The organism is Amycolatopsis sp. WAC 01375 (genome assembly GCF_003947325.1).
Lineage (GTDB): Bacteria > Actinomycetota > Actinomycetes > Mycobacteriales > Pseudonocardiaceae > Amycolatopsis.
On sequence record NZ_QHHW01000026.1, the window covers coordinates 177,321 to 201,820 of the forward strand.

Here is a 24,500-nt window from a genome sequence, read left to right on the forward strand (position 1 = left end):
GTGCGGCCCTCGGCGGGCGAACGTCTCACGGATTGCGGAGCCGACCAGCGGTTCTCCATAGTTGCGGGAATCGCTCGCGCGGCCCCTCACGATCATCGACGCTGGTTATGGTGCGTACATGCGGCTGGACGACAGCGAAGATCAGGCGGCATTCCGGGCGGGCCTCAAAGCCTGGCTCGCCGGACAGTTACCCGAAAGCACGCCGAGCGCGCCTCGTGCTTGGGCCGCCGACGAATTGCGTGCCTGGAGCAAGGCGCTGCACGCGGCCGGATACGCGGGGCTGACCTGGCCGGCCGAACACGGCGGACGAGGGCTTTCCCCTGCTTATCAAGCGATCTACGCCGAAGAGAGCGCGTTGGCCGAGGCGCCGGACCACGCCGGGGTGATCGGGCTCGGCATGGTCGGCCCCGCGATCGTCCACTATGGAACGGACGCGCAGAAGGCCACCCATCTCCCCCGCATCCTTTCCGGGGAAACGATCTTCTGCCAGGGCTTCTCCGAACCGGACGCCGGCTCGGACCTCGCATCGGTGCGCACCCGCGCCCGCCGCGTCGACGGCGGCTACGTCGTCGACGGTGAAAAGGTGTGGTCCTCCTACGCCCATTTGGCCGACCATTGTCTGCTGCTCGCCCGCACGGAACCGGACGCGGCCAAACACCGCGGGCTGACCTGTTTCCTGCTCGACATGCGCGCACCCGGTGTCGAGGTGCGGCCGCTGCGTCAATTGTCCGGCGACACCGATTTCAACCAGATCCTGGTGAGCGGTGTCGAAATCCCCGACGACTGTGTGCTCGGCGAACCGGGACAGGGCTGGCGCGTCGCGCTGACCACCCTCGCGCATGAACGCGGCACGTTCGGCATCACGCTCACCGCGCGGCTGGCCGTCCAGCTCGACAGGCTGGTCAAGACCGCCAAGGCGTGCGGAGGCGACACCGACCCGCGGGTCCGCGCCGAGATCGCCGAGCTCTACGTCGATCTGCAGGGTCTGCGCTTCACCGGATACCGCGCGCTGGCCGCGATGGAACGGACCGGCGAACCGGGACCGGAGAGCTCGATCCTGAAACTGCGCTGGTCGCAGGCGAACCAGCGGGTGAGCGCGCTCGCGCTGCGGCTGCTCGGCGCGGGCGCGGCGGCGGACGGGACCGACGCCTTCTGGGGCGGCTACTGGCAGCACCAGCGGTTGCGCAGCCGGGCCAACAGCATCGAGGGCGGAACGTCGGAAATCCTGCGCGGCATCGTCGCGGAGCGGGTCCTCGGCCTGCCGAAATCACGTTAGGGAGCACCGGTTGGCGGAGCTGAAGATGGACGAGAGAAGTGACCGAACGCGTGAACCCGCCCGGCCGAAGGCCCCGCTATCGCGGTGGCAGGGCGCCCTGTTGACCGTCGTGAGGTGGAAGACCAAGCCGCGGCCTGCCGACGTCGATCGCGGACGCGGGTTCACCAAGGCAGTGAGGGAGCATCGATGGACTTCGCGCTGACCGAGGACCAGACCGGGCTCAAGGCCGCCGCCCGCACCTATCTCGAGGACACGTACGGCCTCGATCGGATCGCGGCGCTGGCCGACGACGGCGAGCAGGATCTCGCCGCGTGGCCCGAACTGGTCCGGCAGGGCTGGCTGGACGCGGACCTCGGCCTGGCGGAGTTCGTCCTACTGGCCGAAGAGGGCGGCCGCGCGCTGCACCCGGTGCCCTGGTTCGCCACGGCCGGGCTCGCGCTGCCGGTGTACCGGGCCGCGGGGGTCGAACCGCCTGGCCCCGCGACGTTGGCCGACGGCGGCGACACCTGTCGAGCGGCACGTCGCGACGACGGCTGGCGGCTGGACGGCGCGGTGCAGGCCGTCCTGCACGCCGACGTCGCCACGGAGATCCTGGTCGCCGCCCGCACCCCGGCCGGGGTGGCGCTGTTCGGCATCGACCCGGCTGCCGCCTCGCTGTCCGCGCGCGACGGCGTCGACCCGCTTCGGGCGACGTCGGACATCGCGCTGGCCGGAGCCGAGGGACGGCTGCTGATCGGGCCGACTGCCGCCGCGCCGCTGCTCACCGCGATCCGCAGCCGGGCGACGACCCTGCTCGCGGGCGAGGCCATCGGCGTCGCGGACCGGGCGTTGGCGATCGCCGTCGAGCACGCGAAGGCACGGACCCAGTTCGACCGGCCCATCGGTTCCTTCCAGGCGGTGAGCCAGCAGCTCGCCGATGGCTACGCCGAGGTCGAGCTCGCGCGTTCGCTGGCCTATCGCGCCGCGGCGGGCGAAGCCCTCTCCGCGGAGGCCGTCGCGTGCGCCGCGCACGCCGCGAGCCGCGCGGCGATCACCGTCTGCGAGACCGCGATCCAGGTCTGCGGCGGGATGGGCGTCACCTGGGAATTCCCGCTGCACCGCTGGTTCCGGCGCGCGTTGTGGCTGGAGGCGGAACTCGCCTCGGGACCGTTGGAAGCGATCGCGCACTCACTGTTCGGGGAGCACTCATGAGCCTGCAACTGCACTGGTTCCTGCCGTCACACGGCGACGGGCGGGAAGTGGCGAAGACCGCCGACGGTGTCACGGCACCCGGCGCCCGGCGCGAACCGGACATCGAGTACCTGACCCAGGTCGCGCTCGCCGCCGACCGCTTCGGGTTCACCGGGATGCTCACGCCGTTCGGGTTGTTCTGTGAGGACCCGTGGGTCGTGGCGTCGGCGCTGGTGGGCGTGACGCGGTCGGTGAAGTTCATGATCGCGATGCGGCCGGGCTTCGTCTCACCGCTGCTGGCCGCCCAGACCGCGGCGACGTTCCAGCGCGTCTCCGATTCGCGGCTGCTGCTGAACATCGTGACCGGCGGCGACCCCGACGAGCAGCGCCGCTACGGCGACTGGCTCGACCACGACCAGCGGTACGCGCGCACCGGCGAGTTCATGGACGTCTTCCGCCAGGCCTGGCCGGGTTCGCGGTTCGACTTCACCGGCACGCATTACACCTTGAAGGCCGGCATGGTCGCCCGCCCGCACGCGGTGCGGCCGACGTTGTTCCTCGGCGGTTCTTCGTCGGCCGCGCTGGAAGTCGCGGCCGCGCAGGCGGACGTACTGTTGATGTGGGGCGAAACGCCCGCGGCGATGGCCTCGCACCTCGAACGGTCGCGTGCGCGAGCTGAGACCTTGGGTCGCTCGTTGCGCTTCGGCACGCGATTCCACGTGATCAGCCGGGACACCTCGGCCGAAGCGTGGAAAGTGGCCGACCAGCTGCTCGCCGGGATGGACCCGGCCCGGATCCGGCAGGCGCAGGAACGGTTCGCCGCCACCGAATCCGAGGGCCAGCGGCGGATGGCGGCGCTACACTCCGGCAGCACCGACTCGCTGGAGATCCACCCCAACGTGTGGGCGGGCTACGGCCTGGTGCGTCCCGGCGTCGGCACGGCCTTGGTGGGCAGCCACGAAGAAGTGGCCGAACGGATCGAGGAATACCACGCCCTCGGACTCGACCACCTGATCCTTTCCGCTCAACCGCACCTCGAAGAGGCCTATACGTTCGGTGAAGGCGTCATGCCGCTGCTGCGGAAACGCGGGCTGCTCGCGGAGACGCTCTGAGCTCGCGTCTTCGGTGACCTTTGACGCGACTCGCGTGTCCAGACACGGAACTCACGTGATTGGAGCCGTAACTCGCGTGATCAAGGCCGTAACTCACGTGAGTTACGGCTCCAATCACGTGAGATACGGCCCCAATCACGTGAGTTACGGCGGGAAACACGCGAGATCCGGCTGGAGTCACCAACGCTGGACAGTAGGCGAAGCCACGTGGGTGTCTGACGGCGGTCGTGAGCGGCAAGGACAGTTCTCTTGAGAGGTAAGGAAAGGTGCCGTGCCGTCGAGCGAGGCGTTCTCGCCCCCAGCCCTTGTAGTCCGTGAAGGCCTCCTTGAGGGACTCTGGGTCCCTCAAGGAGGCCTTCACGGACCGACCACCTGACGCGACTCAAGACGTGCATTGAGGCCTTCGGGCGCTTATCCTCTTACTCGACGGTGGAGGAATTGGGACACGCGACGTCCCAATTCCTCCATCGCCGTTTTGGTCCGGCCGCGAGCGTCAGCTGAAGCTGATGACCACGCCGCCACCGTTGCCGGCGGCGTCACCGAGGCCGACGACGCAGGTGATGGCGTCGCAGTCCACCGCACCGTAGCTGCTGCCGTCGGGCAGCACGCCGGTGAAGTTCTTCTGCACGGTGACCGAGGCCGAGATCTTCCCGGTCGCGTCAGCGACCAGCGACTGCTGCGAAGGGCTGCAAGGGAACTGCCCCACCGCGTCCTGGGCGCACTCGCCGACGCGATAGGTACCGCCCGGCGTCAGGCCGGTTCCGACCACCTGGACCACGGCACCGTCCGAGAGCCCCGACGACGGCGTGACCGTGACGGCCGCCGCGGCGGAGGCGCCAGGGGCGACGACGGCCAGGAGGCCGAGAGCGGCGATGGCGGAACCGGCGAACTTGGCGACAAGCTTTGCGGACACAGTAATCACTCCGATTCATTGACAGGGATTTTCCGACTTCACCAGGCGCGGGTTCCGTTACCCCCCGGCGTCCTGGTAACAACGTTACGATCATCGAACCTAGATCGTCAACGATTTCTTCGAGCAGTTTTCGAGTAGGCCGCAAGAAAAAACGTGCAATAAACTCGCGCGCTTCATGCGTAATTCATATGCTGCGGGCAAGCCAGGAGAAGAAGGCTCGAGTGCGCGCGCGGGAACCTGATTCAGTGACCTCTTCCAGCTCCGATTTCCTGTTCGGTGGCGCGCCAGAAAGGCACGCCGCCTATACCGCGTCGCGCGAAACCGGCCCGGTCCGGAGGATCACGCTCTCCTCCGGCACCAGCGGCTGGCTGGTCAGCGGCTACGCCGAAGTCCGCCAAGCCCTCGCGCATCCGGGGCTGAGCGGGCGCACCGGCGTCGTCGGCGACCGGCGCGGGCTGTCCGAGGACGTCCGGCTCGGCATGAACACGCATATGCTGAACCTCGACCCGCCGGATCACACCCGCCTCCGAAAGCTGGTGTCCGCCGCGTTCACCGTGCGCCGGATCGCCCAGCTGCGCCCCAGAATCGAAGCCATCACAGCGGAACTCCTCGACGCCGTGGCCGACTTCGACGAGGTCGACCTGATCAAGGCGCTCGCGCTGCCGCTGCCGATCCGCGTCCTCACCGAAATGCTCGGTGTGCCAGAGGACGAGGCAGGCGCCTTCCACGGCTGGACCGAGATTCTCACCGCCAGCGCGCTCACCGTCGACGAACTCGACGCGGCGGCCGCCGAAATGCTGCGCTATGTCAGGAAACTCCTCGCCGAGAAGCGCGAGAACCCCGGCACGGACCTGCTTTCGGCGCTCGTCTCGGTGCACGACGGCGAAGATCGGCTGACGGAGCACGAGCTGACGTCGATGGTCTTCCTCCTGCTCATCGCCGGGCACGAGACCACCGTGCACCTCATCGGCAACGCCACTCTCGCCCTGCTCGAGAACCCGGCACAGCTCGCCGCGTTGCGAGAGAATCCGGACGGGATGCCCGCCGCGGTCGAGGAGTTCCTGCGCTACGAAAGCCCGGTGCACGCGGCGATGCGCTACTCCACTGAGGAAGTCGAACTCGGCGGCGTGACGATCCCGGCACGGTCGCTGGTCATCGTGTCGCTGCTGGCCGCGAACCGCGACCCCGCCCGGTTCCCCGGCGCGGACACACTGGAGCTCGACCGCGCGGACAATCCGCAGCTCGCCTTCGGCCACGGCATCCACCACTGTCTCGGCGCGCCGATGGCCAGGCTCGAAGGCGGAATCGCGCTCGCCGCCCTGCTCACGCGGTTCCCGAAGCTGCGCGAGGCCGTTCCCGCGGAAAGTCTCCGCTGGCGCGTCAGCATGGTGATGCACGGCCTCGAATCGCTTCCCGTCCGGCTTCGCTGACAATTGTCCTCAAAGGACACTTCGCCGGTGAACGCGGACGGCAAACGCGCAGGCTGGGATAAGACGCGGCCGAAACCGCGGTGCGACACTTTCGGAGACGATCACGAATTCGCGGTGCGTATCTCACGTCCGTGAGCCGCGTCATCTCCTATTCCTGGGAAGGGAGTAGAACGTGTCCCAAGACCTAGGCACCCCGGTCACGAGCACCCCGCCGAGGGGCGCTGCCCCGCCCGCGCGGACGCCGAAGAAGAAGACCAAGACGGGGTTGTCCGCACTGGCGGCCAAACGCATCGCCGTCCTGAGCGCGCTCGTCGCCGGCATCGCCTACGGGTGGGGTATCGGCGGGAACGCCGCACACTACGCCTACGCCGCCGCGGTACGGAGCATGTCCCAGAACTGGCACAACTTCCTTTACGGCGCTTACGATCCCGCCGGGTTCATGAGTGTCGACAAGGCACCCGGCGCGCTCTGGTTGCAGGCGCTCTCCGTCCGCGTCTTCGGCTACGAGACGTGGGCGCTGCTGTTGCCCGGCGTCATCGCGGGCGGTGTCTCGGTGTACGTCCTGTTCGTGCTCGTGCGCCGCTGGGCCGGGCACGCGCCGGCGGCGCTGGCCGCCGTCCTGCTCGCCGCGACGCCGATCACGGTCGCGGCCACCCGGGTCAACCTGCCCGACTCGACGCTGATCCTGACGCTGCTCGTCGCGACCTACGCCTTCTGGCGGGCGCTGGAGAAGGCGTCGCCGCGCTGGCTGCTGCTGACCGCCGTGCTCGTCGGAGTCGGCTTCCACATCAAGCTCGCCATGGCGCTGGCCATCCTGCCGGTGCTCGGCATCGTCTACCTCGTCGCCGCGCCGGCTTCGGCGGGACGCCGGGTGCTGCACCTGCTCGGCGCCGGTGCGGTCACCGCCGCGGTGTCGTCGATCTGGATGCTCATCGTCTCGTTCACTCCCGCGGGTTCCCGCCCGTACATGGACGGCAGCACCTCGAACTCGGTGTGGCAGATGGTCTGGTCCTACAACCTCTTCGACCGCACGGACGCCGCGAAGGCGGGGAACTCGGCCGAACTGCCCGTCCTGCCCGACGGCAAGGTCACGCCGGTCGACCAGGGCGGCGACACCGGCGTGTTCCGGCTGTTCAACGACCTGATCGGCGGCCAGATCTCGTGGCTGCTGCCGCTGGCGCTGCTGCTGCTCGTCGTCGGCCTGGTCGCCGCGGGCCGCGCTCCGCGCACCGACACGCGGCGCGCGGGCTGGCTGCTGTGGGGCGGCTGGCTCGTCCTCTTCGCCGGCGCGCTCAGCTTCTCGCAGAGCATCCACCCGTACTACACGAGCATCCTGGCGCCGGCGATCGCCGCGATCGGCGGCGTGGGCCTGCACTTCGCCTGGACGACGCGCCGTCACCCGTGGGTGTTGCCGGTCGGGCTGCTCGCCACCGGCGCCTGGGCGTTCGTGCTGATGAGCCGTTCCGGCGACTACGTGCCGTGGCTGCGGCCTGTCGTCGCGGTCGCGGCCGTCCTCGCCGCGGCGCTGGTCCTCCTGCGCCGCACGGGAAAGTTCGCCGTCGTGACCGGGGCCGTGGCCGGGGTCGCGCTGCTGGCCGGGCCGGTCGCCTGGGCGGCGCCCACCTTCCAGCCGCCGTCGGATCCGCGGACGGCGATGTTCCAGAACTTCAATCCGCTCGCGGGGCCGAATCCGAACGCGCTCTCCACCGGCATCGACCTGACGAAGTTCATGGCGGGCGGCCCGAAGCCCGGCGCGGCCGGTGGGCAGGCCATGCCGTTGCCCCCGCCGATCATGTTCCAGATGATGCCGTCGGACGCCGACCAGAAGCTCCTCGGTTTCCTCAAGGCCAACGACCGCGGCGAGCGTTTCGACCTGGCGACCTTCGGCGGCACCGGCGCCTCGCCCTACATCCGGGCGGGCCTGTCCGTGATGCCGATGGGCGGCTTCGTCGGCACCATGCCGATGCCGACCGCCGCCGGTCTCGCGGAAGCCGTCCAAAGTGGACAGGTGCGGTTCGTGCTGTTCGGCGGATTCGCCTACGACAGCCCGACCGCGCTCGCCCGCAAGGACTGGGTGGTGCGCAACTGCACCCGCGTCCCGCCGCCCGCCTACACCGCGAACCCGTGGATGGGCTTCACCTCCGCCCTGTTCGACTGCAAACCGGGAGCGTGATGCCCGATGACGGCTGAACTCACCGCGGCACCCCGCCTCGCCCCGGGAAGCCGCACGACGGCGACCGTCGAGATCGTCATCCCGGTGCTCGACGAGGAACGTGCCCTGCACGGCTGCATCACCACGCTGAGCGCGTTCCTCGACGACGGCTTCCCGTTTCACTGGTCGATCACCATCGCCGACAACGGCAGCACCGACCGGACCTGGGAGATCGCCACCGAACTGGCCGAACGGAACCCGCGCATCTCCGCGCGGCGGGTGCCGGTCCGCGGCCGGGGCGCGGCGATCAAGGCGACGTGGGGATCCAGCACCGCCGACATCGTCGCCTACATGGACGTCGACCTGTCGACCGGGCTGGAGAGCCTGCTCCCCCTGATCGCGCCACTGGTCAGCGGGCACTGCGAGATCACCATCGGGACCCGGCTCGGCCGCGGGTCGCGGATCCGCCGCAGCCTCAAACGCGAGATCGTCTCCCGCACCTACAACGCGATCACGCGGCATGTGTTCGGGCTGCGCAGCACCGACACGTCCGCCGGCTTCAAGGCGGCCAGGCGCGACGCCGTGGCCGGGCTGCTGGAAGCGGTCGAGGACGACCACTGGTTCTTCGACACCGAGATGCTGATGCTGGCCGAGCACAACGGTCTGCGGGTGCACGAGGTGCCGCTGGACTGGGTCGAGGACGTCGATTCGCGGGTCAAGGTCACGCAGACCGCGATGGGGAACCTGAAGGGCCTGGTCCGCGTGGGCCGGGCGATCGCCGCCGGGAAAGGACGGGTGAACGTGCCGGAGATCCCGCAGTTGCGCGCCACCCATCCCGACGCCGTGCTCGCCGAACCACGGGCCGCGACCTTGGCGAAGTTCCTGGGGTTCGCGGTCATCGGTGTCATCTCGACAGTGCTCTACACGCTCCTGTACCTCCCCTTGCGGGTACCGCTGACGCCGGCGGGGGCAAACCTGGTCGCGCTCGTGCTCGTCGGGGTGGCCAACACCGAGGCGAACCGGCGCTGGACGTTCAACCGCGGCGGCGGGCACCGGCTCGGGTTGCACACGCGTGCCGCGATCCTGTTCGCCACCACGTATCTGCTGACCACGATGGCCGTGACCGGGCTGCACCTGATCGCCCCGGGCTCCGGGCCGGTCGTCGAACTGCTCGTGCTCATCGTCGCCTACGGGCTGATGACGCTGCTGCGGTTCGTGGCCCTCGACCGCTGGGTCTTCGCCCAGCATCGGAAGGAGCGCCGGTGAAGACGGCGGACGTCACACGCATCACCGAGATGGAGGACCGCCACTGGTGGTTCCGGGAAAAGCGGCACCTGCTCGCCGACGAGCTGAACCGGCTCGGCCCGCCCGGCCGCGCGCTCGACATCGGCGCGGCGGGCGGCGGCAACACGCGGGTGCTGCGCTCGCGCGGCTGGGACGTCGTCGCCACGGACTACGACGAGAACGCCGTCGAAATCGCGCGCTCACGCGGTCTCGACGCGATCCACGCCGACGCCCGTGACCTGCCCCTGCCGTCTTCGTCGTTCGATCTGGTGGTGGCGTTCGAAATCCTCGAGCACATCCAGGAAGACGACCAGGCCGCGGCGGAACTGTTCCGGGTGCTGCGGCCCGGCGGCTCCGCGCTGATCAGCGTCCCGTCCGGAATGGACCTGTGGTCGGCGCACGACGTCGCGGTGCATCACGTGCGCCGCTACGACCGGGCTTCGCTGCGGAAGGTCGTCGAGGACGCCGGCTTCGTCGTCGACGAGCTGTGGAGCTGGAACGTCCTGCTCCGGCCGGTGGTGGCGCTGCGGCGGCGTTCGGCCCGCGGGAACGAGCTCAACGAGCACACGCCCTGGCTGGTCAACCGCGCCCTGACCGCGATCGTCACGGTCGAGCGGTACCTCCCGACGCGCTCGCGCCGGGGCGTCTCGCTGATCCTGAAGGCCCACAAGCCTTAGCGGTACATGAAGGCCCCCTTCCTTGCGCCTGGCGCAAGGAAGGGGGCCTTCATGTACTTGGTCGGGCCGCAGGCGATAGCAAAGGTCCCTTGCTTGCTCCGGTGACCCCGTCCTCTCGCCCGCTGATGCAATGAAAGGCTCCTTACTTGCAAAATTTGCAAGTAAGGAGCCTTTCATTGCACGCGCGCGGCCTTACGACACCGGCGGGCTGGCGGCCCGAGCACCCGAGCCGCAGGCACGGGAGGCGATAGCAAAGGTCCCTTGCTCTCGTTCGCGCCCGTCCCGAAGTCCGTGAAGGCCTCCTTGAGGGACTCAGGGTCCCTCAAGGAGGCCTTCACGGAACGGCCACCGGCCCACCGCGCAGCGCGTGGGACCTAGGCCGCGCGGAGGCCGGCCGGGGGGACGTCCCAGGCGGTGCCGCGGTGCTCGAGGTACCAGTCCACCGTCTTCGTCATGCCCTCCTCCAGCGTGACCAGCGATTCCGGCTCGATGCCGACGGAAAGCAGCGTCGAAACGTCGGCCGTGACCGGGGTGTTCGGTGTCTCGCCCGGGCGCATCGGCAGGTCGGTGATGCCGACGCGCGGATAGCCGCGCTGCTCGCACAGGCCGATGACCAGCTCCGCGACCTCGCGGATCGTCACCGAGTCGGCGGGCCCGATCTCGACCGTGTTCTCCAGCACCCGCCCCTCGGCGGCGACCTCCAAAGAGGACACCAGGGTGCGGGCGACGTCGCCGACCCACACCATGTCCGAGATCTGCCGTCCACCGCCGTAGAGCTCCACCGGGATGCCGGACAGCGCCCGGCAGACCAGCGCCGGGGTGATCTTGCGGACCTTGCCCGCGGCGAACGGCGGCGCGGCCTTCTGGCGCGGGCCGTAGGCGTTGACCGCGCGGACGCAGTTCACGCGGGTGCCGCGGTCGGCGTTGAACATACGGACGAACCGCTCGACCGTGGTCTTCGAAATCGAGTAACTGTTGTTCATCCAGTGGTTGCCGACGCAGATGTACACGCCGGGCAGGTCGTACTGGGCGACGGCCTCGAGGAAGTTCAGGCCGCCCATGACGTTGGTCTCCACCGCGGGGCGCGGATTGGTGATCGTCTCCTGGGTGCCCAGCACGGCGGCCAGGTGGATGATCCCGTCGCAATGCGCGGCGAGCTCGGTCAGTGCCGTCGCGTCACGGATGTCGCCCAGCATGACCTCCCACGGCCCGCCGTCCCCCTCGCCACGATGGTCGAACACGACCGGCGTGTGTCCTCTCGCGGCGAGTTCCTCGCAGACGTACTGCCCGATGAACCCGGTGCCACCGGTAACACCAACCTTCATTTTAGCCACCTTTGCCCGATAGGCTGGGAATTCCAGGACTTTTCCTTTTCGCAGAATCCCACCGGAGAGTCAGCCGGGACGCCTTCAATACTGCCTCCGAAGGATTCAGCCAAGGAACTTCTGCAGCGCGCCGATGACCTGAGCCGGCTGTTCCTCGGAAAGGTAATGCCCGGCCCCGGCGATCTTGACCACCTGCGGATCGGCCGCCTTGGCCGGCATCACCTGGGTGAAGTACTGATAATTGAACTCACCCGCGAGACCGAGCACCGGCATGGTCAGCTTCCCGTACGACGATCCGGCCGCGATGTCCTGGTTGAGCGTCCGGTACCAGCCGTTCCCGGCCCGGACGGCCTCACGCGTGTGGTAGGCCCGCGCGTACACGTTCCGGTCGAAATCGCTCACCGCCGACGGCGCCACCGAAAGCTGGTCGATCATCGCGTCCACCAGGTACCGCGAGCGACCGGAGACGAGCTGCTCCGGCAGGCCCTGCAACTGGTTGAACGTCCACCACCACGGCGAGAACTGGCCGGGCCCACTGGGCAGCAACGGCAGCTGATAGAGGCTCTTGTCGGGTGCGACCACGTCCATCAGCGCCAGTTTCCCGACCGCCTGCGGGTATTTGATCCCGTAGCTGTGCGCGACCATCGCACCGATGTCGTGGCCGACGATATCCGCCTTGGCGTACCCGAGCTTGGCGAGCAGCGCGTGGATGTCGGCGGCCATCGTCTCCTTGTCGTAGCCCGCCTGCGGCTTCGACGATCCGCCCATCCCACGGAGGTCGACGGCGATCACCCGGTGGTTCGCGGCCAGCGCCGGCATCACCTTGTGGAACGCCCACCACGTCTGCGGCCAGCCCGGCAGCAGGACCACCGGACTGCCGGAACCGCCGGCGACATAATGCAACCGGACGCCGTTGACGTCGGCGTGAGCGCTTTCGAATCCGCCCTGCAGCGAACGTGCGAGCGCCGCGTCGGAATGTCTCCAGCTCGTATTCGCGGAGGTTCCCGCCGCCGCGCCCCCCAGCAGTACCACCGCCGCGACCGCGGCCAGCGCGATCATGACCTTCTTGAACCTGCTCATGAATTCCTCTCCCACCGCCAGGGAAATGGTCATCGACACCTCAATGATCAGCCGGATGGGCCGAATGACGCATCTCGATTGTTGCGGAGGAGGAAAAACATTCACGGCCACCCGTACCGAACCGGCGTTTTCGCGTGACCGATCGGACGACACGCGTGATCCGATGGACGACACACGTGACTGGATGGACGACTCGCGTGATTGGGCGGCCGACTCGCGACCGTGCGCGAGTCGGCCGTCTGATCACGCGAGTCGTCCGTCCAGTCACGCGAGATCGCCGTTCGCGCGCTAGGGCAAGGTCACGCCGCGCGCGACTCGCTGCCCGGGCGGGGCAGTTCCGTCACCGTCGCCTCCGGCGCGGGACGCCGCCGGTTGGCCCGCAGCACCTTGCGCACGATGCCCGGCTTCATCAGCGCGGTCGGCGGGTCGACCAGCCCGGCCACCCGCATGAACGCCGCCGTGATGTCAGGGTCGATCGTCGCCGCGTACTGGACCTTCGCCATGTACGCGTTGCCCATCTTGACCTTGAGCGTCCGCTTTCCCTCCACGCCGGGGAAGTCCAGGTCGCCGCTGGTCGAAATATCCCACGGGTCGTTGACGACTTTGCCGATCTCGCGCAGGAATCGCCGCGAGTCCGGTTCGGACCGGCGGCGGAGGTGTTCGCGCAGCGCGATCGCCTCCATCGACGCGACCGTCATGCCCTGGCCGTACACCGGGTTGAAGCTGCAGAACGCGTCGCCGAGCACGAACAGCCGCTGCGGGAACCGCTTGAGCCGTTCGTACCGCCGCCGCAGGCTCGCCGGGAACTTGAACGTCACCGGCTCGATCAGCGGTTGCGCGTCCTTCACCGCTTCGTAGATCTCCTTGGCGGGCAACGACTTCACGTAGTCGAGATAGCCGCGTGCGTCGGCCGGCGGATGGTCGCCGAGGATGCCGGTCAGCGAAAGGATGCACTCGTCTTCGTTGACCTGCCCGAAGAACGCGCCCCGCGGATGCGCGGGCGAGGCGACCGGGTTGATCGACTGCCAGCCGCCGAACATCTCCGGCCGCTTGCGGAACATCCGGGTGGTGTAGGCCAGCCCGACCTTCACGCGCTCCTCGGCCGGCCGTTCGAAGCCCAGTTCCTCCAGCCAGACCGGCGTGCGCGTACCTCGTCCGGAGGCGTCGACGACCAGGTCCGCGCCGAGGCGTTCCTCCGGCGAGCCGTCCCTCGCCTGCACGCGGACCCCGATGATCCGCTTGCCCTCACGCGTGGCGAGCAGGCCGTGGACGTCGGTGCGTTCGCGATAGGTGACGTTCGGCAGAGCCGCCGTGCGCAGCCGCAGATGATGCTCCAGCACCGGGCGCAACGCGGTGATCGACGGCAGCCCGCTGTCGGCGGGCATGACCTGCTTCCCGTTGAAGTACCACTTCATCCGCGCGAGATCGCCGACCGGGACGCCGGAGTCCCGCAGGTCGTCGAGCAGGTTCGGGAAGAGCTCTTCGAGGATGAAGTAGCCGCGCGCGTGCAATCCGTGCGCGTGCCAGGTGTGCGGGGTCCCGCGCCGCGGTTTGTCCACACCGAGCACCTCGTCGCGGTCCACGACCACGACTTCGCGGTAGAACTCGGAAAGCACTCTCGCCGCCAGGGTGCCGGCGACGCTGCCGCCGATCACCACCGCGCGTTTGCCGACGGGTTCGTTCATGACCATGGCTCCTTGGTGCTCAGGCCGCGAGGTCGCCGGACGCGGGCGGAGCCTGGCCGATCGTGGCGGTGGGGGCGAGAGGTTCGGCCGTCTTGACGCGCCGCGCGGTGCGCAGCACGCCGACCACGAGACTCGGCCGCATCAGCGCGGTCGGCGGGTCGACCAGGCCCGCGGCCCGGAAGAACGCCTCGGTGAACCGGCCGTCGACGGTCGCCGCGGAGTGCAGCTTCGCCATGTACGCGTTGCCCATCTTGACCTTCAGCGGGCGTGGGCCCTCGACACCGGGGAACGCGAGGTCGCCACCCGCCGAGATGTCCCACGGCACGTCGATGATCGGGCTGATCTCCTTGAAGAACCGCAGCGGCCGCACGCCACCGGCGTCGAGATGCGTGGCCAGCTGGGCGGCCTCCATGGCCGCGACCGTCATGCCCTGGCCGTACACCGGGTTGAACGCGCAGACGCCGTCCCCGATCACCAGCATGCCTTCGGGGAAGCGGCGCAGCTTGTCGAACCGGCGGCGGACGCTGGCGGGCACCTTGAAGCTGGTGATCTCGCTGATCGGCTTCGCGGTGCGGACGGCCTGGTAGATCTCAGGCGCGTCCAGCGTCTTGGCGAACTGGAGGAAACCCTCGGCGTCACGCGGCGGGTGGTCGCCGAGCAGGCCGGTCTGCGACAGCAGGGCGACGTTCCCCGGCAGGTTCACGAAGAAGGCGCCGCGCGGGTTCGCGGGCGAGGCGACCGGGTTGATCGCCAGGTCGTCGCCGAACGGGTCGGTATCCAGCTCGAACAGCCGTGAGGTGTAGGCGAGATCGATCTTGATCTTCTCTTCGGCAGGCCGCTCGTATCCGAGTTCCTCCAGCCACACCGACGAACGGCTGCCGCGGCCGGTGGCGTCGACGAGCAGGTCGGCGAGGATCGTCTCGGGTTCGGCGTCGTCGCCGGTCACCCGCACACCGACGACCCGCGAGTGGTCGTCGGTGGCGACCAGCGACTGGATCACCGTGCGCTCGCGGACCTCCACGTTCGGCAACGCGACGACGCGTGCCCGGACGTGCTCTTCGAGCTCCGGGCGGGTCGCGGACACACTGAGCAGCCCGGAGTTCTTCTGCCGCAGGCGTTTGCCGTTGAAGTACCAGCGCAGGCTGCCGGAGAGGTCGCCGCTGGGGATACCGTTGTCGGTCAGCTCCGCTTGCAGGCCGGGAAAGAGGTCTTCGAGGATCTGCTGGCCGCGGGCGAGCAGCGCGTGCGCGTGATGCGCCTGCGGCACGCCGCGGCGGGTCCCGGCGACGCCGACGATCGTGTCACGCTCGACGATCACGACGGAGCGGTAGCGTTCCGAAAGTACGCGGGCGGTCAGCAGGCCGGCCATGCCGCCGCCGAGCACGACGGCGCGTTCGCCAAGGTATTCGCCCATCGCGGGATTCCTCCAATAGGGTAGTCGGCCGGGCCGTCGGAGTCCGACACGTGAAGAATCGTCGTCCGCCCGCGGCCGGGCGGCGTCTCTTCGACTGCTGCTTCCCAAAGCGTTGTGCGGCAACGTGTTCTCGAGCGGCTCTCCATTCCCGGTTGTTAGCGTCGATCAAGTAATTCCGGCTGTCGGCGTAGTTGGAGAGGTGTCATGCGCGCAAAGACCCGGATCCTCGTGATCGGCGGCGGACCGGCGGGTTCCACCGCTGCCGGGCTTCTGGCCAAAGAGGGATTCGAAGTCACCCTTCTCGAGCGGGAACATTTCCCGCGCTACCACATCGGCGAATCGCTGCTGCCCTCGTGCCGCCCGATCCTCGAACGCCTCGGCGTCTGGGACAAGATCGCCGCGGCCGGGTTCCAGCCCAAGGGCGGCGCCTACTACTTCTGGGGACCCGAAGAGTGGGAGGTGCGCTTCCGGCCGCACGGCCGTGACGGCAGCACCAGCGCGTGGCAGGTCATCCGCGCCGACTTCGACAAGATCCTGCTCGACCACGCGCGCGAGGTCGGCGTCGAGGTCCACGAGGGCATCGCGGTGAAGAAGCTCGACTTCGACGGCGATCGCCCGGTCGCGGCGCACTGGGCCGAGGCGAAGAACCCGGCCAACGCCGGCCGGATCGAGTTCGACTACCTCGTCGACGCCTCCGGCCGCGGCGGCGTGATGGCCACCAAGTACCTGAAGAACCGCAAGTTCCACAACGTGTTCCGCAACGTCGCCGCCTGGTCGTACTGGAAGGACGCGAAGGAACTCGACCGCGGGCCGCGTGGCGCGATCACCGTCGCCTCGGTCGGCGACGGCTGGTTCTGGGGAATCCCGCTGCCCGACGGCACGATGAGCGTCGGGCTGGTCGCCGGCCGGGACTCGTTCAACGCCGCGCGCAACGAACTCGGCGGCGTGGATCCGGTGTACCACAAGGCGATCGGCGACTGTCCGGCGATACAGCAGCTGCTGGTCGAGGCCGAGCAGGTCACCGAGGTCAAGGTGGAGCAGGACTATTCGTACGCGGCCGAGCAGTTCCAGGGCCCCGGCTACCTGCTCGCCGGCGACGCCGCCTGCTTCCTCGACCCCCTGCTGTCGACCGGCGTGCACCTTGGCACCTACAGCGCATTGATCGGCACCGCCGCGATCAGCAGCGTCATCCGCGGCGAGATCAGCGAACCCGAGGCCTGGGACTTCTACGAGGTCGTGTACCGCCGCGCCTACGAGCGGCTGCTGGTGCTGGTGTCCACCTTCTACGAGAGCTACCGCGGCAAGGAACACCATTTCTTCCGCGCGCAGCAACTGTCCGAAAAGGACTGGGTGGGAATGGACGTGCAGGCCGCGTTCGACCGGTTCGTCACCGGCATCGCCGATCTCGAGGACACCGAGGACGTCTACCGCCGGATCCAGGGTCACCTGCTCGGCGAGGAGAGCGGCAAGCACAACCCGCTGGACAACCTCAACCGCGTCCACGAGCACAAGCAGGCGCCGGAGAAGCCCGAAAAGGCGATCAACGGGCTGTACCTGAGTTATGAGCCGCAGATCGGCATCCGGCGCGCGTGAGCGCTGCCACTCCTCCACCGGCCTAGGGAAAGGGTCCTCATGTCAGCCACGCTTCACGGTATGCCCGAGCGGTTCGACGTCATCGTCATCGGTGGCGGCCCGGCGGGCGCGACCTGCGCCGGTCTCCTCGCGAAGGAGGGGCGCACGGTCCTCGTCCTCGAGCGCGAACGGTTTCCCCGCTACCACATCGGCGAATCGCTGATCCCGGTCGGGATGCGCCCGCTGCAGGAACTCGACCTGCTCGAACGTATGGAGGCCCGGGGCTTCGAACGCAAGTACGGCGGCAGCCTGGTGTGGGGGAACCGGGACGTGCCATGGAACTTCTCGTTCATGAAGGCCGCGGAGGGCACGTACGCCTACCACACCCGCCGCGCCGACCTGGACACGCTGATCCTCGACCGCGCCCGCGAACTCGGCGCGTACGTCGTGGAGGAGACGACGGTCAAGGACGTACTCCAGTCCGACACCGGCCGGGTCACCGGCGTCCGGTTCACCCTGCGCGGTTCGGCGGGCGACTACGAGGCCAGCGCCTCGCTGGTCGTCGACGCGTCCGGCCAGTCCCGCGTGATCGGCCGGAAGTTCAGCGACATCACCTGGCACAACGAGCTCCGCAACGTCGCGGTCTGGACCTACTACGACAACTGCGACCGGCTGCCCGGTGACGAGTGGACCAACATCCTCATCGAAGGCACCGCCGACGGATGGTTCTGGGGCATCCCGATCGACAAGGGCACGATGAGTGTCGGCTACGTGACCAAGTCGGACCTCGCCAACGCGGACGACCAGTCGCTGGAACAGCTCTTCCTGAGCGAGCGGGACAAGACCACCAGGCTCAAGGGACTGCTGGCCAACGCCCGTCAGCACGCGGGATACCGGACGGCGCGGGACTGGTCCTACACCAACGAAACCTTCTACGGCGACGGCTGGGTGCTCGTCGGTGACGCCGCCGCGTTCGTCGACCCGCTGTTCTCCACCGGTGTCGCGCTCGCGACGCTGGCGGGCAGCTCACTGTCCAAAGTGGTCCACCAGGTCCTGGAACACCCGGCCATCGAGGAGAAGGCGCTCGACCGGTACGCCGGGAACTACCGTGCGTTCTTCGACGAGATCCGTAACTTCGTCGAGCGCTTCTACGACCGGACCAAGTACAAGGAGTACTACTACGACCTCGCACAGGAGGTCGTGGACCCGGAGCAGCTCCACGCGCCGAGCGTCGACTTCGTCACGCTGGTCTCCGGGCTGTCGGGCAAACACCCGCTGTTGAACATCAGCCTCGACGACCTGATCGCGAACGTCACCGAACCCTGAGCGGGGACCTTGATGGTGGAGATCAAACCCCGCACCGGCTACCGGGCACTCGGGGTCTACATAGGACTGGTCGTGGTTCCCGTCGTGGTCGCGATCATCCTGCTGGGACAGGGCGACGACGGTGACGTCGTCGCCACGGCGAAGGCGTCCTCCGGGCCGTCGCTGGCGCAACTGCTGCTGGCGATCGCCGTGGTGGTCGGCTTCTGCAAGGTGGCGGGCTGGCTGACCCAGCGGATCGGGCAGCCCGCGGTGATCGGCGAGATCACCGCGGGCATCCTGCTCGGCCCGTCGGTGCTCGGCGCGCTGTGGCCTTCGGGTGCGGCCGTGCTGATCCCACCGGCGGTGGTGCCGCAGCTCAACGTCGTGGCACAGCTCGGCGTGATCTTCTTCGTCTTCCTCGCCGGGCTGGAACTGAACACCCGGCTCCTGCGCGGACGCGGACGGCTCGCGCTGGTCGTCAGCCACGTCAGCATCGCGCTGCCGTTCCTGCTCGGCGTCGGGCTCGCCATGCTCGCCTACACCCGGTTCGCCCCGCCCGGCGGCGGTTTCCTGCCGTTCGCGCTCTTCTTCGGCGTGTCGATGAGCATCACGGCGTTGCCGGTGCTGGTGCGGATCCTGCACGAGATCGGGCTCTTCCGCAGCGAGATCGGCGTGGTGACGCTGACCTGCGCGGTGGTCGACGACGTGACCGCGTGGAGCCTGCTGGCGCTGGTGATCGCGCTGACCACCGCGTCTTCGCTGTTCGGAGTGGTACTGACGGTCTTGCTGACGGCGGCGTTCGTCGCGCTGCTCGGCCTGGTCGTCCGGCCGCTGCTGCGAAAGCTCGTGACGCGGGTTCCGGTGGCGAGCCTGCAGAAGGCGGCGCCGCTTTCGGTGGTCGGCGTGCTGGTGTGCGCGATGGCGACCGAGTGGATCGGCGTGCACGCGATGTTCGGCGCGTTCGTGTTCGGCGTGGCCTTCCCGAGGGACAACCCGATCGCGACGTGGCTGCACGACAAGGTCGGCGGACTGACGACGGCGTTGATGCTGCCGTTGTTCTTCGCCTACAGCGGGTTGCGCACCGACATCGGCCTGCTTTCCGGCGGCGGCGCGTGGCTCTGGTGCGGCGCGATCCTGCTGGTGGCCGTCGCCGGCAAGTTCGGCGGCTCGGCGCTGGCCGCCCGTGCGGTCGGCGAGAACTGGAACCGCTCGCTGCAGGTGGGCGCGTTGATGAACTGCCGCGGCCTGACCGAACTGGTCGTCCTCAACATCGGGCTCGACCTCGGCGTGCTGTCCCCGACGCTGTTCACCATGCTGGTGATCATGGCGCTGGTCTCGACCGCGATGGCGGCGCCGATGGCGACCTGGTTCGCCCGGCGCGACGGCCAGAACGTGGTGGATTTCCTCGACCGCACCTCCGAACGTGCGGCAGCTTGACGCACCGGCAAGCAGGAAGACGCGACGTCTTCCGACCGCTGCGAAGCTGGAACAGTCGACGATCTAGGAGGTCAAGGTGTCGAGCACCGATGTTCCGACGCGGGAGGAACTGGTTCGCCGCGTGGCCGAACTCGCCCCCGCATTGAAGAAGCACTCGAACTGGCAGGAACAGAACCGGCGGGTGCACGAGGAGTCCATCGAGGCACTGGCCGACGCCGGCGTCTTCAAACTGCGCCGCCCCAAGCGTTACGGCGGCTACGAAGCCGACACCCGGACCCTGGTCGACGTCGCCACCGAGATCGGCCGCGCCGACGGCTCCACCTCCTGGGTGGCCTCGGTGTACTGGATCCCGACCTGGATGGCCTGCCAGTTCCCGGAGGCCGTGCAGGACGAGGTGTTCGCCACCCCGGACGTCCGCGTCTGCGGCACGCTGAGCCCGACCGCGATGGCCGCTCCGGTCGACGGCGGGGTCGTGGTGAACGGCAAATGGGGTTTCATCAGCGGGGCACTGCACGCGCAGTGGCAGGAGATCATCGCGATCCTCGTGCCGCCGGAGGGCGAGCCGTACCCGATCATGGCGCTGGTGCCGATCTCGGATCTGCTGATCGTGGACGACTGGGACACCTCGGGTCTGCGCGGCACCGGCAGCGTGTCGACGGTGGCACAGGACGTCTTCATCCCGGCTGAGCGGGTCCTCCCGCTGCCCGCGGTGCTGGAAGGTCAGGGCGCCGCTTCGGCCTCGATCTACCGGGCGCCGCTGCTTCCGGTCGCCTCGGCGTCCTCGGTGGGGACGCTCGTGGGGATGGCGAAGGGCGCGCAGGACACCTTCCTCAAGCGCCTGCCGGACCGCAAGATCACTTACACGGCCTACGATTCGCAGCGCGAAGCCCCGATCACGCACCACCAGGTGGCCGAGTCGGCGCTGAAGATCGACGAGGCCGGGTTCCACGCGCATCGTCTGTCCACTTTGGTCGACCGGAAGACCGCGGACGGCACGCCGTGGAAACTCGAGGAACGCGCGATCGCGCGGGCCGACCTCGGCGCCGTGGTCCGCCTCGCCAAGGAAGGCATCGACATCCTGGCCGGCGCTTCCGGCGGTTCGTCGGTCTACCAAGGCATTCCGATCCAGCGCATCGCCCGCGACGTCGCCGCGGTCAACCTCCACGCGCTGATGCACCCCAACACCAACACCGAGCTGTACGGCCGCGTGCTCTGCGGGCTCGAGCCCAACACCCTTTACATCTAGGAGGATCCGCCGATGACCACGACCGAAACCGGCACCGCCGCCGACCAGGCGGCGATCGCGGCACTGACCCAGAAGGTGATCGCCGCGTGGGCCTACCACGACGCCGACTCCTTCGCCGGCGTCTTCACCGAAGACGGCACGATGATCCTTCCCGGCGTCTACAAGAAGGGCCGCGACGAGATCCGGTCGTTCCTCGTGGAATCCTTCGAAGGCAACTACAAGGGCACCCAGGTCACCGGGCGCCCGCTGGAAATCCGGTTCTTCACCCCGGACTCCGGCGTCCTGATCACCCAGGGCGGCGTGCTCGGCCCCGGCGAGACCGAGGTCGCGGACTCCCAGTCGATCCGTGCCTCGTGGACGGTCGTCAAACGGGACGGCGGCTGGCAGCTGGCGTCCTATCAGAACACCCCGGCCAAGCAGCAGCTGCCCAAACCCGGCACGGCCGCCTGACCCTCCCCACCTCGGAACCCGGGCCTCCCCTCCTCTGGGCCCGGGTTCCGCCCTGTCCGGGTCCGGCCGGCCGGAGGTGGCGGGCGGTTGCGAAAGTGGCTTTCGCGACACGTCCCAGCGTAGCCACGCGCCCGGCCGACATCGGTACAGGTGGTCGTGAGTGGCGATTCGGGTTAGAACCCGAATCGCCACTCACGACCACCCCGGCCCACCACCTACCCGATGGCGAAGACCTCGACCGGATGCGGAATGCGAACGTGCCCCGCGGAGAGCGTCCCCAGCTCGCCGACGGCGTCGAGCAGCTCCGCGCGGCTCGTCCCGCCGTGCCACGGCTGGTGCCGCGCGAAGGTCAGGAACTCGAGAAGACGGTGCGCCGGCTCGGAAACCGGCACCGCGATCTCCGCGCCCACCGTGACGGACCGGAACTCGATGCCGAACCGCGCCAGTTCCTCCGCGAGCGTCTGCGCGAACAGCGGACGCGTGACGCCTTGCCGCGCGAGGGATTCCGCGAAGGGACCGTTCAGCCGGTTCAGCGGGGTCACCGCCACGATCAGGACCCGGTGCCGGTTGCGGGCCTCCTTCAGCACGGCCATACCGTCGTCGGCGTCGAGGTAGCACAGCGACTGGACGAACAGGCCGTACTCGGTCGGCGCGATCCGGAAGTCGGCGACGTCGGCCATGCTCGCCGTGAGCACGCTGTGGCCACGCACCTTCGGCAGTCCGGTCAGCTCCGTGCGCAGCCGTGCCACCGCTTCGCCGTTGGTGTCGACCCCCTGGAACCACACCGTTCTCCGCGGCACCCGCGCGATCAGCTCCAGTTCGAACATGCCGAACCCGCAGCCGTACGACGTGAGTTCGAGATCGTCGCCCGCACCGATCAGTCTCGATGTCTCCTCGACCATCAGCCGCTGCTGATCGGTCAAGCTCCGGAAGGTGGCATTGCAGGTGTTGTAGTCCAGTTCGTCCATCAGCACTCCCCGGTCCAGGCCACTGAAACACCGAAGCCGTGGCGCGCAGGCGTCACGGCTTCGGTGTTCGAGCGACGAATACTCAGATCCGCTTCTTCAAGGCACGTACCGAAAGCGCCCCGAACACGATCGCGATCACGGCCGCCCAGATGAGCGACCAGACCACCGCCGAGGTGACCCCGACGCCACCGTTCATCAGGCCGCGGCACGCCTTGAGCAGGATCGCCACCGGGCTGACCTCGGCGAACGCCTGGAGCCATGACGGCATCGACTCGACCGGCGCGAACACCCCGCTGACGAAGTTCAGCGGCAGGATCACCGCGAACGCGAACACCTGGACCTTCTCCGCCTGGTCGGCGGCGACGCCCACCAGCGTGGGCACCCAGGAGAACGCGATCGCGAACACCAGCAGCAGCAGCCCGGCCGCCAGCACGCCGAGGAAACCCTTCTCCGGCCGGAAACCGAGCAGCAGCCCGACACCGACCACCAGCAGCACGGACCAGACCTGCTTGAACTGGTCGCCGATGATCCGCCCGGCCAGCGGCGCCCAGCGCGCGATGGGCAGCGAACGGAACCGGTCGAACACGCCCTGGGACAGGTCGGTGTTGAGGCCGATGCCCACGTTGATGGTCGCGAACAGCATGCTCATCACCAGCATGCCGGGGATCATGAACTGCAGGTACGCGTGCCGGTCACCGGAGATCGCGCCACCGAAGACGAACGTGAACAGCAGGGTGAAGATGATCGGCTGGAAACTGATGTCGGCCAGCTGTTTCGGCTCGTGCTTGACCGAAACCGTGCTTCGCCAGGCGAGGGTGAACATCTGCGAGATGCCCTGGAAGAACCCGACCCGGGCCGACAACTGCGGCGGCAGCGTCGTGGTCGCGGCGGTCATCGGATCTCCTCCTCGGTCTCTTCGGTGGTCTCCTCGGCCGGACGTCCGGTCAGGCTCAGGAACACCTCGTCCAGGCTGGAGCTGCGCAGGGACAGCTCGCCGATGACGATGCCCGCCTCCTCCAGCCGCCGGACCGCGCCGGGCAACGCCGCCGGGTCGGTGACCGGGACGCTGACGACCTGGCCAGAGATGTCCGGCGTCACACCGGCGATCTCGCCGATCAGCCGCACGACCTTCTCGAGGTCGGCGGGCTGGGCGCCGCGCACCGTCAGGCGCTGGGCGCCGGTGCTGGCCTTGAGCTCGTCCGGGGTGCCCTTGGCGATCACCTTGCCGTGGTCGACGACCACGATCTCGTCGGCGAGCGCGTCGGCCTCTTCGAGGTACTGCGTGGTCAGCAGCACCGTGACGCCGTCGGCGACCAGGCCGCGCACGACGTCCCACAGCTCGAGCCTGCTGCGCGGGTCGAGGCCGGTGGTGGGCTCGTCAAGGAACAGCAGGCGCGCGTTGCCGACCAGGCTGGCGGCCAGGTCGAGCCGGCGGCGCATACCGCCCGAGTAGCCCTTGGCGGCCCGTCCGCCCGCCTCGGTGAGGGAGAACCGCTCCAGGAGCTCATGCGCGCGGGCCTTGGCCGCCCGCCGCGAAAAGCCGAGCAGCCGCCCGATCAGCAGCAGGTTCTCCACGCCGGTCAGGCTTTCGTCGACCGAGGCGTACTGCCCGGTCAGTCCGATCAGCTGCCGCACCTGGTGGGCGTCTTTTTCGATGTCGTATCCGGCCACGGTGGCGTGGCCCTCGTCCGGCGTCACCAGTGTGGACAGGATCCGGACCGTGGTGGTCTTCCCGGCGCCGTTCGGGCCGAGGACCCCGAGCACGGTACCCGTGCGGACGGTCAAGTCGACCCCGTCGAGCGCGGTCGTCTCGCCGAACCGTTTCACCAGCCCCTCGGCGTGGATCGCGAATTCCGTCTCGATCCCCCGCGGCCCCGGGCCGGCCCTCGACGCGGTCGCGGGTTCGACGTTCTGCAACATGACGCACTACCTTCCTGTTCCTCACTGCGGAGACACTCTCGTGCGGTTACATCATGCGACCGGACGCGGCGCGGGGGGAGTGAA

At 68.7% G+C, this 24,500-nt stretch carries 20 protein-coding genes; 12 read left to right on the top strand and 8 right to left on the bottom strand.

Translation table 11 applies throughout. The features are described from left to right. The first annotated feature begins 118 nt into the window (after window positions 1-118). From DL991_RS16445 to DL991_RS16455, 3 genes are all read left to right on the top strand, one after another. Window positions 119-1,276 carry an acyl-CoA dehydrogenase family protein gene (locus tag DL991_RS16445; protein WP_125785184.1) on the top strand — a complete coding sequence of 386 codons (1,158 nt, stop codon included), beginning with the start codon at window positions 119-121 and terminating at the stop codon, window positions 1,274-1,276. 186 nt (window positions 1,277-1,462) lie between these two features. Further along, complete coding sequence (locus DL991_RS16450; protein WP_125785185.1) at window positions 1,463-2,467, top strand: acyl-CoA dehydrogenase family protein; 1,005 nt, start codon at window positions 1,463-1,465, stop codon at window positions 2,465-2,467. Next, a complete protein-coding gene (locus DL991_RS16455; protein WP_125785186.1) occupies window positions 2,464-3,558 on the top strand; it encodes an LLM class flavin-dependent oxidoreductase in 1,095 nt (364 codons plus the stop codon). Before DL991_RS16450 ends, DL991_RS16455 begins: the two co-directional genes overlap by 4 nt. A 493-nt stretch (window positions 3,559-4,051) precedes the next feature. On the opposite strand, the gene DL991_RS16465 is transcribed toward DL991_RS16455, so the two are convergent. Beyond that, window positions 4,052-4,471: an enediyne antibiotic chromoprotein gene (locus tag DL991_RS16465; RefSeq protein WP_125785188.1), complete on the bottom strand. Its 420-nt coding sequence runs from the start codon at window positions 4,469-4,471 to the stop codon at window positions 4,052-4,054. 245 nt (window positions 4,472-4,716) lie between these two features. On the opposite strand from DL991_RS16465, the gene DL991_RS16470 reads away from it, so the two are divergent. From DL991_RS16470 to DL991_RS16485, 4 genes are all read left to right on the top strand, one after another. Further along, a complete protein-coding gene (locus tag DL991_RS16470; RefSeq protein WP_125785189.1) occupies window positions 4,717-5,901 on the top strand; it encodes a cytochrome P450 in 1,185 nt (394 codons plus the stop codon). A gap of 172 nt (window positions 5,902-6,073) precedes the next feature. Then, complete coding sequence (locus DL991_RS16475; RefSeq protein WP_125785190.1) at window positions 6,074-8,074, top strand: glycosyltransferase family 39 protein; 2,001 nt, start codon at window positions 6,074-6,076, stop codon at window positions 8,072-8,074. A 6-nt stretch (window positions 8,075-8,080) separates the two neighbouring features. Continuing rightward, on the top strand, window positions 8,081-9,319 hold the full coding sequence (locus tag DL991_RS16480; RefSeq protein ID WP_125785191.1) for a glycosyltransferase: 1,239 nt from the start codon (window positions 8,081-8,083) through the stop codon (window positions 9,317-9,319). Further along, window positions 9,316-10,014 (top strand): bifunctional 2-polyprenyl-6-hydroxyphenol methylase/3-demethylubiquinol 3-O-methyltransferase UbiG, encoded by a 699-nt coding sequence (locus DL991_RS16485; RefSeq protein ID WP_125785192.1) that lies wholly within the window; start codon window positions 9,316-9,318, stop codon window positions 10,012-10,014. The genes DL991_RS16480 and DL991_RS16485 overlap by 4 nt, the downstream gene beginning before the upstream one ends. 374 nt (window positions 10,015-10,388) lie before the next feature. Here DL991_RS16485 and DL991_RS16490 read toward each other — a convergent pair whose 3' ends face one another. The 4 genes from DL991_RS16490 to DL991_RS16505 all read right to left on the bottom strand — a co-directional run bounded on the left by DL991_RS16490 (window position 10,389) and on the right by DL991_RS16505 (window position 15,518). Further along, a complete protein-coding gene (locus DL991_RS16490; RefSeq protein ID WP_125785193.1) occupies window positions 10,389-11,339 on the bottom strand; it encodes an NAD(P)-dependent oxidoreductase in 951 nt (316 codons plus the stop codon). 105 nt (window positions 11,340-11,444) lie between these two features. Further along, the gene (locus DL991_RS16495; RefSeq protein WP_233598869.1) at window positions 11,445-12,419 is read right to left on the bottom strand and encodes an alpha/beta fold hydrolase; all 975 of its coding nucleotides are present in this window, start codon (window positions 12,417-12,419) and stop codon (window positions 11,445-11,447) included. A 299-nt stretch (window positions 12,420-12,718) separates the two neighbouring features. Further along, window positions 12,719-14,104 (bottom strand): NAD(P)/FAD-dependent oxidoreductase, encoded by a 1,386-nt coding sequence (locus tag DL991_RS16500; RefSeq protein ID WP_199753969.1) that lies wholly within the window; start codon window positions 14,102-14,104, stop codon window positions 12,719-12,721. A 19-nt stretch (window positions 14,105-14,123) separates the two neighbouring features. Beyond that, entirely contained in the window at window positions 14,124-15,518 is a 1,395-nt protein-coding gene (locus DL991_RS16505; RefSeq protein WP_125785196.1) for an NAD(P)/FAD-dependent oxidoreductase, read from the bottom strand. Between the two features lie 204 nt (window positions 15,519-15,722). On the opposite strand from DL991_RS16505, the gene DL991_RS16510 reads away from it, so the two are divergent. The 5 genes from DL991_RS16510 (at window position 15,723) to DL991_RS16530 (ending at window position 21,528) form a co-directional block, all read left to right on the top strand. Continuing rightward, window positions 15,723-17,111, top strand: a complete 1,389-nt coding sequence (locus tag DL991_RS16510) for an NAD(P)/FAD-dependent oxidoreductase (RefSeq protein ID WP_125785197.1) — start codon at window positions 15,723-15,725, stop codon at window positions 17,109-17,111. Window positions 17,112-17,171: 60 nt separating this feature from the next. Continuing rightward, window positions 17,172-18,416, top strand: a complete 1,245-nt coding sequence (locus DL991_RS16515; protein WP_233598870.1) for an NAD(P)/FAD-dependent oxidoreductase — start codon at window positions 17,172-17,174, stop codon at window positions 18,414-18,416. Between the two features lie 12 nt (window positions 18,417-18,428). After that, on the top strand, window positions 18,429-19,832 hold the full coding sequence (locus DL991_RS16520) for a cation:proton antiporter (RefSeq protein WP_125785199.1): 1,404 nt from the start codon (window positions 18,429-18,431) through the stop codon (window positions 19,830-19,832). Window positions 19,833-19,908: 76 nt separating this feature from the next. After that, window positions 19,909-21,078: an acyl-CoA dehydrogenase family protein gene (locus DL991_RS16525; protein ID WP_125785200.1), complete on the top strand. Its 1,170-nt coding sequence runs from the start codon at window positions 19,909-19,911 to the stop codon at window positions 21,076-21,078. Between the two features lie 12 nt (window positions 21,079-21,090). Then, on the top strand, window positions 21,091-21,528 hold the full coding sequence (locus DL991_RS16530) for an SgcJ/EcaC family oxidoreductase (protein ID WP_125785201.1): 438 nt from the start codon (window positions 21,091-21,093) through the stop codon (window positions 21,526-21,528). Window positions 21,529-21,743: 215 nt separating this feature from the next. Here DL991_RS16530 and DL991_RS16535 read toward each other — a convergent pair whose 3' ends face one another. The 3 genes from DL991_RS16535 to DL991_RS16545 form a co-directional block, all read right to left on the bottom strand. Beyond that, window positions 21,744-22,496 (bottom strand): class I SAM-dependent methyltransferase, encoded by a 753-nt coding sequence (locus DL991_RS16535; protein WP_125785202.1) that lies wholly within the window; start codon window positions 22,494-22,496, stop codon window positions 21,744-21,746. Window positions 22,497-22,578: 82 nt separating this feature from the next. Further along, complete coding sequence (locus DL991_RS16540; RefSeq protein ID WP_125785203.1) at window positions 22,579-23,391, bottom strand: ABC transporter permease; 813 nt, start codon at window positions 23,389-23,391, stop codon at window positions 22,579-22,581. Then, complete coding sequence (locus DL991_RS16545; RefSeq protein WP_125785204.1) at window positions 23,388-24,416, bottom strand: ATP-binding cassette domain-containing protein; 1,029 nt, start codon at window positions 24,414-24,416, stop codon at window positions 23,388-23,390. The genes DL991_RS16540 and DL991_RS16545 overlap by 4 nt, the downstream gene beginning before the upstream one ends. Window positions 24,417-24,500: the final 84 nt, after the last annotated feature.